This is a genomic window from Streptomyces sp. NPDC059371 (assembly GCF_042751995.1).
GTDB lineage: Bacteria > Actinomycetota > Actinomycetes > Streptomycetales > Streptomycetaceae > Streptomyces.
The window spans coordinates 68,311-76,005 of the sequence record NZ_JBHYXD010000040.1; the positions used below are offsets into that span (position 1 = coordinate 68,311).

Below are 7,695 nucleotides of genomic sequence, written 5' to 3' on the forward strand. Positions count from 1 at the left end.
CCCGCCCCCGCGGCGGGGTCACGACTTCTGGGTGAGTCATAGGCGGGCGACCCCCCGCGGCCCACCGCGGGCGCGGCCCGCCCCCCGACTCAGAGGACCTTGTTGCCGTACATCTCGCCGAGCGGATCGGCGAGCAGTTCGATCCGGGCGCCGTCGGGGTCGCGGAAGTAGATCGAGGCACCGCTCTCCTCCATGTACTCGACCTCGGCCGCGTCGAGCCGGTCGCGCAGTTGGCGCCAGGTGGCGGGGTCGACCGAGATCGCGAGGTGGTGCAGTCCGCCGAGGACCTCCGCGTAGGGGCCGAGGTCGAGGCCGGGGAAGTCGAAGAAGGCGATCAGGTTGCCGTTGCCGAGATCGAAGAAGAAGTGGGTCGAGCCCTTGTAGTCCCGGTTCTCGATCATCTCGGTGAGGGGGAAGCCCAGGACGCCCTGGTAGAACCGTACGGTCCGCTCCACGTCCGCGGAGAGCAGCGCCACATGGTGCACGCCGCGGGCCGTGCTCTGCGGCCTCTCCGCCATCAGATGGGCGTCCTTGATCCGCTGACGCTCCGCTTCGATCGCTGGCAGGTCCATGGCGCCCATCGAAAGCTCCTCACCCAGAGAACGGGAAAACGCACTCAGTACTGAATACAACCACTTTCACGCCGTCCGGCGAACGGCGTCGGCCCGCGTCCGGCCGCCGTCCGTCCCCGGTCCGTTCCCGGTCCGTCCGTCGGGATGCGCGGCGGGGCACTAAGGACGATCCTGGATATATGTCCGGACGGGCTCCTCTGGTTGTGCATCCGGCCCTGGATACCAGTGGCCGTGAGGTGACCGCGCGGGGTGAGAACCTCGGCGTGGCGTTCTCGGACGAGGATCTGCTGGAGTTCCTCGGCCGGGCGGGACTGCCGGACGCGGAGGATCTGCTGGACGATCCCGCCTGGGTGAAGTGGCGCGGAGGGCAGGCGCACTTCTACGGAACCGGCTGATCGGCCGGTGGTGCCAGGACGGTGAGTGTGCCGTTGGCCTGGCGCAACGCCAGTTCCAGGGGGAGCGCGGAATGCAGCGCGCCCGTGCCGTCCGGCGGCACGATCCATTCGAGCGGTCCCGCCGAACGGTACGGCGGCGGTACGGCGACCCATGAGCCTCTGCCGAGATGGCGGAGCCCCGAACCCTCCCAGCGGCTCTCGGGGTCGGGCGCCAGGAAGAAGCCCACGCGCTGAGCGGCGCAGTCGACCAGTGTGGGCCCCGGCAACCGGACCGGGTCGCACCACAGGATGTCGAGGGCGAGCAGGCCGAGTTGCTCGGGCACGCTCAGTACGTCCCAGTAGCGCCCGGCCTCCAGGAGCACACCGCCGCTCCCCTGGTCCCAGCCGCGTTTGCACGCCCTCGGGTCCGTGGCGGCCGCGGCCAGCCACTCCACGCTCCGCGTCCACATCAGGTTCGTCATGCATCACCCCGGAGTCGGTTCTCTCCGCCCGTCAGGACCTCGGCATATGCATCGTGGTGGATATCTCTACGTGGCGGAAGGGGTGGCGAGGTGTGGCGTTTTCCGGGGACCGGTTGACGGCTTTCGCGACGGTGCTCGCAGGGAGTCCAGGGAGGGGGCGTGCAGCGGGGTCGTGTGCCAGCGGGCGGTGAAGGTCCGGCCGGGGAGGACGCACTCCACGGTCAGCCGGTGCGGGGTCTCCAGGAAGAGCACGTCGACGCGCAGGGTGCCGGGGCCGGTCCAGCCCCCGCTCACCGCCAGGGGCGTCGGGCCGGTATCGACGCTCCAGCCGGTTCCCTCGAGACGCAGTTCGAGGCGCCGGTCCCCTTCGGCCAGGGTGACACCGGTGCCCTTGTCGCTCTCGGCGACGAGCACGCCCGTCAGCGTCCGCTGGGCCGCGCAGACGCCTCCGGCGGGCACGAACTCCGCCTGCGACCAGGTGCCTGGGGGCTCCGTGGGCTCGGGCGCGGCCTCGACCGGCGGCAGGGCGAGCCGGGCGAGCCGTCGGCTCAGCGCCTCGTCGCGCTCGCTCGCGTCCCGCGGCGGTGCCGTCTCGAACGCGGGCAGGAGATGGCGCCACATCAGATCCAGCAGTTCCTGCATCCGGTCGGTCGCCGCGGTCGTCGCGATCACGGCGTCGTGTTCGGGCAGCACGACACAGAACTGTCCGAACGCCCCGTCGCCGCGGTATCCGTGCCGTCCCCGCCAGAACTGGAATCCGTAGCCCTGCTGCCAGTCCGACCGGGCGCCTTCGGGAGTGCCGTCGGCGTTCGCGACATGCGCGCGGGTCGCCTCCGCGATCCAGGAGGCCGGCAGGAGCCGCCGGCCCTCCCAGACGCCGTCGTCCAGATAGAGCTGCCCGAGCCGGGCGATCGCGTCGGTCGCGGCGTGCAGTCCGCTGAAGCCGATCTCCCGGCCGGCCCGGTTCCGCGTCCAGTCGGTCTCCCCGATGCCCAGCGGGTCGAACAGACGGGGCCGCAGGTAATCGGTCAGCGACACACCGGTCACACGCTGGAGGATCGAGGCGAGCGTGTAGGTGGCCGACTGGTTGTACGCGAAGACGGTGCCGGGGTCTCGGTCCGGCGGGATCAGCAGGAATCCGCGTACCGCCTCCGTCCGGTCGGTCCGCATCGCGTCGGCCCAGGTCTCGCTGAGATGGCCGCTGGCCATGGCCGCGACGTGCCGGACGAGCATGGCGCGGCTGCGTGGATCGGTGATGTCGGCCTCGAACTCGGGGAAGTACGAGATCACCGGTCGGTCGAGGTCCAGCAGGCCCTCGGCCACGGCGAATCCGGCGGCCGTGGAGGTGAAGCTCTTGCTGAGCGAGTAGAGGAGCTGGAGGCGCTCCGGTGTGTACGGCGCCCACCAGCCGGAGGCGACGAGGTGCCCGTGGCGCAGGATCATCAGGCTGTGCGGTTCGATGCCGGGGTCGGCCTCGACGGCGTCGAGGAACGCGGTGATGCCCGAGGCGTCGACTCCCTGCTCGGCGGGCGGGCTCTGGGGCAGCGGTCGGGCACTCATACGGACGGCCTCCGGGTGGCTCGGGCGACGCGACGGACGACGGGCTACGGGCTACGGGCTACGGGCTACGGGCTACGAACTGGGCACGGCGGGCGGACAGCGTTGTGTGCATCTGGCATCTTTCCCGGACGGCTCCCCGGTGTCCACGTCCCGGCGGCTCCGGCGCCCCTCGCGTTCCAGCCATCACGCTAACTACCGCTAATGGAGAGCGAGTTGACGCCGAGGTCGGCCTTCGGCCCGCTACCGCGACGAGGAGGCCGGGCGGTGAACCGACCGCGAACGGGGGCCTGAACTGTTCGTACGGACGCGCGACGACGACGCGTCCGGGTAAAAACACTCATCTCCAGTCGTCTCCCGTTGAACACTCTTCGTCACCTCCCGCGTACTTCTGGGAAAGGCGAGTGTCCGGTACACGACGAGGGATGACGATGGCCAAGGCGCAAGACTCCTCGGGCGAGTTGATCGCCGGGAGATACCGGCTGCTCGACGTCTTCCTGCGCGAGGAGGGCCGGGCCCTGTGGCACGGCGAGGACACCGCCTTCGGACGGCCCGTCGTCCTGACCTGGTCGCGTGCCGCCGGACACCGGGGCGAGAAGCCGCCGGAGCCCGCCGCCGACCGGATCCTGCGCACGGCCGGGATCCTCGGCCCGGCCTGTCACGGAGGAGTGGCCGCGGTCCTCGAGGTGGTCGAGGAGCCCGGCTTCGTGTGGACCGTCACGGAGCGGCCGCCGGGTGCCCCGCTGTCCGAGCTCCTCCTGCACGGTCCCGTAGACCATGTGCGGGCGGCCGGTATCGGGCTCGGCGTCCTCGACGTCCTCACCGCCGCGCACCACGAGGGAGTCACGCACGGCGAACTCGGCCCGAGCCAGGTGTGGTCCGACGAGCACGGCAGGGTCACTGTGACCGGCTTCGGCCTGAGGGCATCCGCGGACGCACCGCGTGTCACCGCTCCCTCGTACGCCTCTCCCGAGCAGGCCCGCGGCGAAGGCGGCGCACCCCCGGCCGATCTCTGGGCGCTGGGCGCGATGATGTACGCGCTGGTCGAGGGGCGGCCGGTAGTCCGGGACCGGGGCGAGGCGGAGGCCACGCTCCGGGCGGTGGAGCGGCTGCCGGTCAGGGCCCCGCGCGGCGCGGGCCCGCTCGCGCCCGCCATTCTGGGCCTGTTGCGCTGGGACCCCGTGGAGCGGGTGCCCGAGGCCGTCGTGCGGGAGTCGCTGACACGCATCCTCCGGCAGAACTTCGAGGACATCACACCGCCGGAGCCGCTGCCCGATCTCCTCGATCCCACCGGGGAACACCATGGCCGGGCTGCGGAGGACGAGGGTTCGGGGCGACCGGTGCGCACCCGGCGAGGCCTGCCCCTGAGCCGGCCGGTTCTGCTGGGCGCGGCCGTCGCCGTCACGGTCGCCGGCGCCCTGGCGTTCGCCGCGGCGGGCGGACCGTCGGACGGGGACGGCACCGCCGCATCCGGCCCGGCACCCTCACGGGCCGCCGCCGGTGCGCCGTCCGGGGCACCCACCGCCGGCGGAGCGCCCACCGGCCGGACGCCCACGGCGTCCGCGAAGCCGTCCCCCTCCCCCTCCCCCACTCCCTCCGCCTCGGCCACCGCCGGTGCCACGCTGCCGGCCGGGTTCTCCCTCTACCGGGCGCCCCAGGGCTTCTCCGTCGCCCTGCCGAAGGGCTGGAAGCCCGTCGAGACCCAGTCCTCCGACGACCTCGCCTACCGGGTGACGCTCGGGACGAGCGGCGATGCGCGCACCCTGGCCGTCACCTACAGCACCCAGCTCGGTCCGGACCCGGTCGCCGTCTGGAGCGCCCTGGAGCCGAACCTGCGTGCCGTGTCCACCGGTTACGAACGCGTGGGAGCCATCCGGCCGGTGGCCTATCACGGTATGAAGGGCGCCGACATGGAGTGGTACTCCGTGGTCGGGGGTGTGCGGGTGCGCACCCTCGGCCGCGGTTTCCTCATCGGCGACCACCGCGGCTTCTCGCTGCGCTGGACGACCCCGGCGGACGAATGGGACAGCGCCGCCGACCGGCAGGCGCTGAAGGCCGTCCTCGACTCCTTCCGGACGGGCACGGAGTGACCGGCCGTCACCGATGACGCATGTCAGTGTCCTTCCGGGATGCGGAGGCCGGGCCTTCGCTGCGCCAGCCACACGGCGACCTCGTCGGCGATGGGCTGTCCGGTCTCCAGCTCGATGAAGCCGAACTGGCCTCCCTGGTTGCACTCCAGGAACCACCAGATGCCGTCCGCGTCCTCGGCGAAGTCGAAGGCGGCGTAGGCGAGTCCGGTGAAGGCGAGGTAGTCGTGGACCGAACGGGCGATGCGGTGGGGCACGGGTGTGGGTTCCCAGCCGTTCTCCGTCTCGCCGAACCGGCCGTCGACCTGACCGGGCTCGGCGGCCTTCCGGGCGGCGAACATCCGGGTGCCGATGCCGGTGAGCCGGATGTCGGCGCGTTTGGGAATGTAGCGCTGCAGGAGGGCGGGTCCGGCCGCGACTCCGGAGAAGTCCGTGCCGGGTCCGACCAGCGTGGTGGGCAGGGCCGCCGGAGGCTGGCCCGGCGGCGGCCCCGAGGCCGATTTCACCACGACGTCCCCGTGTTCCCGGACGAACTGCTCGGCCACCCGGGGAGCGGTCGTGATGATTGTGGGCGGCACGGCGAACTTGCTGCTGTGCGCCACCCGTAGCTGCCAGGGCTTGTGCCGGGCCTGCTCGGCGCGGCGCGGGTGGTTCATCCAGCGGGTCGAGGCGGAGTAGAGCATGCCGAACAGGGCCTGCCTGGTCTCGGCGGTGAGCCATGCGGAGGGTTCGGCGGCATGGGCCGCCGGCTCCCCCGGTCTGCGCACCCACACGGAGCGCAGGCCTCCCATGCTGAGCACATGGCCGTTGACCGACAGATAGCCGTCGAAGTCACCGTGGGCGTAGTCGGCGGACAGCACCGCCTTGCCGGGCAGGTCGGCGGGATCGAGGCGCACCATGGGCACGCCCCGCTCATGCAGTCTGGCCACCACCATGTCGGCGGTGACGTCCTGTTCGGCCGTGAGTATGAGAACCGTCATGCGCGCGGCATCCGTCAGTCGTCGAAGTGCGTCTGAGAACCGGCCGTCGAGGTCGTGGTGCCGGTCGCCATCAGCAACGCGCGATCGCTGACGGCCGGTCTGCCGTCGGGCAGCACGTTCAGTTGCAGGGACACGTCGAAGTGGTACGGGGGTATTGCGGCCGACTGCCCTGAGGGCCGGGCGTAGTTGAGAGTGAACGGTCGCACGAAAGATCCTCCCGCGGTCGCGCGATGGCCAATACACACCCGTACGTGACACAGCCGTAAGGAATTCATCACTTTCTGCCACATCGGGGTGAAGGTCATCACATCGCGTCGTTTCTGGGCTTGCACATTTCGGATTTACTGGGGTCTCCGCTGGGCCGCGGTCTCCGAGTGTCACCTTGATTCCACGCAGACCTTAGGCCATAGCTTCATCCTCCGTGACATCAACGCCCCACCACCCCAGGAGAGTTCCCGGTGACCGCAGCCATCACCTCATCCAAAGACGCCGCCGAGCAGACCGGCGTTCCGGACCTCATCGAGCGCGACGCGCACGACTTCGGCGCCTACGCGCGCAACGGTGGCTGGGCGTTCGCGCTCAAGGTGGCGCGCAGCGTCCGTCCGGGCGGGCAGTCCGCCGAGGAGACTCGGAAGGTGTCCGCGAAGGAGTTCGCGGAACTGGCCGGATGCTCGCCCGAGCGGGTCATGCGCTACTACAAGGCCTGGGACAGGGCCGCGGACGACGGACTGGTTCCCCAATTCGAGATCCTGATGCCGGGCGCCGACGTCGAACTGCCGGACGGGGAGGCCTGGTCGGCCTACTACGCCTCCCGCTCCAGTGCCGCCTCGGAGCGCGGCGCCGCCATCACCGAGGCCGCCGAGGCCGAGGGCATCCGTCCCACCAAGGCCCTGGAGGTGGCCGAGAACCCGACCGCGCTGCGGGCCGCGATCCTCGCCGACCCCTCGACGGCGAAGGCGGCGCGGGCGGCGCTCCTGGACCGGGTGAAGGAAGACCCCGCGCTCCAGACCGAGTTGGCCCGTGACATCGCCCGCACGGACGAGCTGAAGAAGGCGGTCGCCACCGAGAACAGGGCGGCCGACCGCATCGGATACGTGCGCCAGATCGCGGAGAAGGGCCAGATCAGGACGCCGGCCGGACAGACCTTGGACGCTCCGGCGGAGCTGCGCTCCGAGGCCGAGCGGCATCTGTCCCTCCTCGACGAACTCGACGAGGGCGAGGACGCGGGCGAGTGGGCCACCGAGGCGTACGACACGATGAAGAACCTCGTCGTCGAGACCGTGGAGGCCGACCCCGAACTGCGCGTCCAGGAACGCCGCACGAAGTTCTACAGCAGCCTGCAGAAGGCCACGAAGGTGTTCGAGGAGCTGACCTTCGACGACGCCGACGACATCTACGAGGACGACATGGTGCAGCGCCTGGAAGAGCTCCAGCAGGCGATCGGGACCGCCATCGCGGCACTGCGCGGGGCCTCGAACCGGGAGTGAGCCGACCGCGCGGCACCGCCGGCCGGAGGTGAACCGACCAGAGGTGAACCGGCCAGAGGTGAACCGACCGCGGGGGCGGGGGGGCCCGGGCGGGGCGCCCCGCGCCGCCCCGACCTCGGCGACTGCGCCCGCCGGCTCGCCGCCCAGGACCTCGGC

General features: G+C 71.3%; 8 protein-coding genes. 3 read left to right on the forward strand and 5 right to left on the reverse strand.

Annotated elements, in window-relative coordinates:
* Window positions 1–89: 89 nt before the first annotated feature.
* Window positions 90–572, reverse strand: a complete 483-nt coding sequence (locus tag ACFXGX_RS22810) for a VOC family protein (RefSeq protein WP_384794228.1) — start codon at window positions 570–572, stop codon at window positions 90–92.
* Window positions 573–751: 179 nt separating this feature from the next.
* On the opposite strand from ACFXGX_RS22810, the gene ACFXGX_RS22815 reads away from it, so the two are divergent.
* On the forward strand, window positions 752–967 hold the full coding sequence (locus ACFXGX_RS22815) for a hypothetical protein (RefSeq protein ID WP_037617573.1): 216 nt from the start codon (window positions 752–754) through the stop codon (window positions 965–967).
* On the opposite strand, the gene ACFXGX_RS22820 is transcribed toward ACFXGX_RS22815, so the two are convergent.
* Together ACFXGX_RS22820 and ACFXGX_RS22825 are read right to left on the reverse strand one after the other, a co-directional pair.
* On the reverse strand, window positions 952–1,428 hold the full coding sequence (locus ACFXGX_RS22820) for a hypothetical protein (protein WP_384794232.1): 477 nt from the start codon (window positions 1,426–1,428) through the stop codon (window positions 952–954). The genes ACFXGX_RS22815 and ACFXGX_RS22820 overlap by 16 nt on opposite strands.
* A 66-nt stretch (window positions 1,429–1,494) precedes the next feature.
* Window positions 1,495–2,988 (reverse strand): serine hydrolase domain-containing protein, encoded by a 1,494-nt coding sequence (locus ACFXGX_RS22825; RefSeq protein ID WP_384794234.1) that lies wholly within the window; start codon window positions 2,986–2,988, stop codon window positions 1,495–1,497.
* Between the two features lie 428 nt (window positions 2,989–3,416).
* Between ACFXGX_RS22825 and ACFXGX_RS22830 the strand changes: the two genes are divergently transcribed.
* The gene (locus ACFXGX_RS22830; RefSeq protein ID WP_384794237.1) at window positions 3,417–5,075 is read left to right on the forward strand and encodes a serine/threonine protein kinase; all 1,659 of its coding nucleotides are present in this window, start codon (window positions 3,417–3,419) and stop codon (window positions 5,073–5,075) included.
* A gap of 23 nt (window positions 5,076–5,098) precedes the next feature.
* Here the strand turns inward: ACFXGX_RS22830 and tgmB are convergent, their stop codons facing one another.
* A complete protein-coding gene (gene tgmB, locus ACFXGX_RS22835; RefSeq protein WP_384794240.1) occupies window positions 5,099–6,052 on the reverse strand; it encodes an ATP-grasp ribosomal peptide maturase in 954 nt (317 codons plus the stop codon).
* Between the two features lie 14 nt (window positions 6,053–6,066).
* Window positions 6,067–6,258 carry a putative ATP-grasp-modified RiPP gene (gene tgmA / locus ACFXGX_RS22840; RefSeq protein WP_037617579.1) on the reverse strand — a complete coding sequence of 64 codons (192 nt, stop codon included), beginning with the start codon at window positions 6,256–6,258 and terminating at the stop codon, window positions 6,067–6,069.
* Between the two features lie 252 nt (window positions 6,259–6,510).
* Here tgmA and ACFXGX_RS22845 point away from each other — a divergent pair, with 252 nt between their 5' ends.
* Entirely contained in the window at window positions 6,511–7,539 is a 1,029-nt protein-coding gene (locus ACFXGX_RS22845) for a hypothetical protein (protein ID WP_384794243.1), read from the forward strand.
* Window positions 7,540–7,695 lie beyond the last annotated feature (156 nt).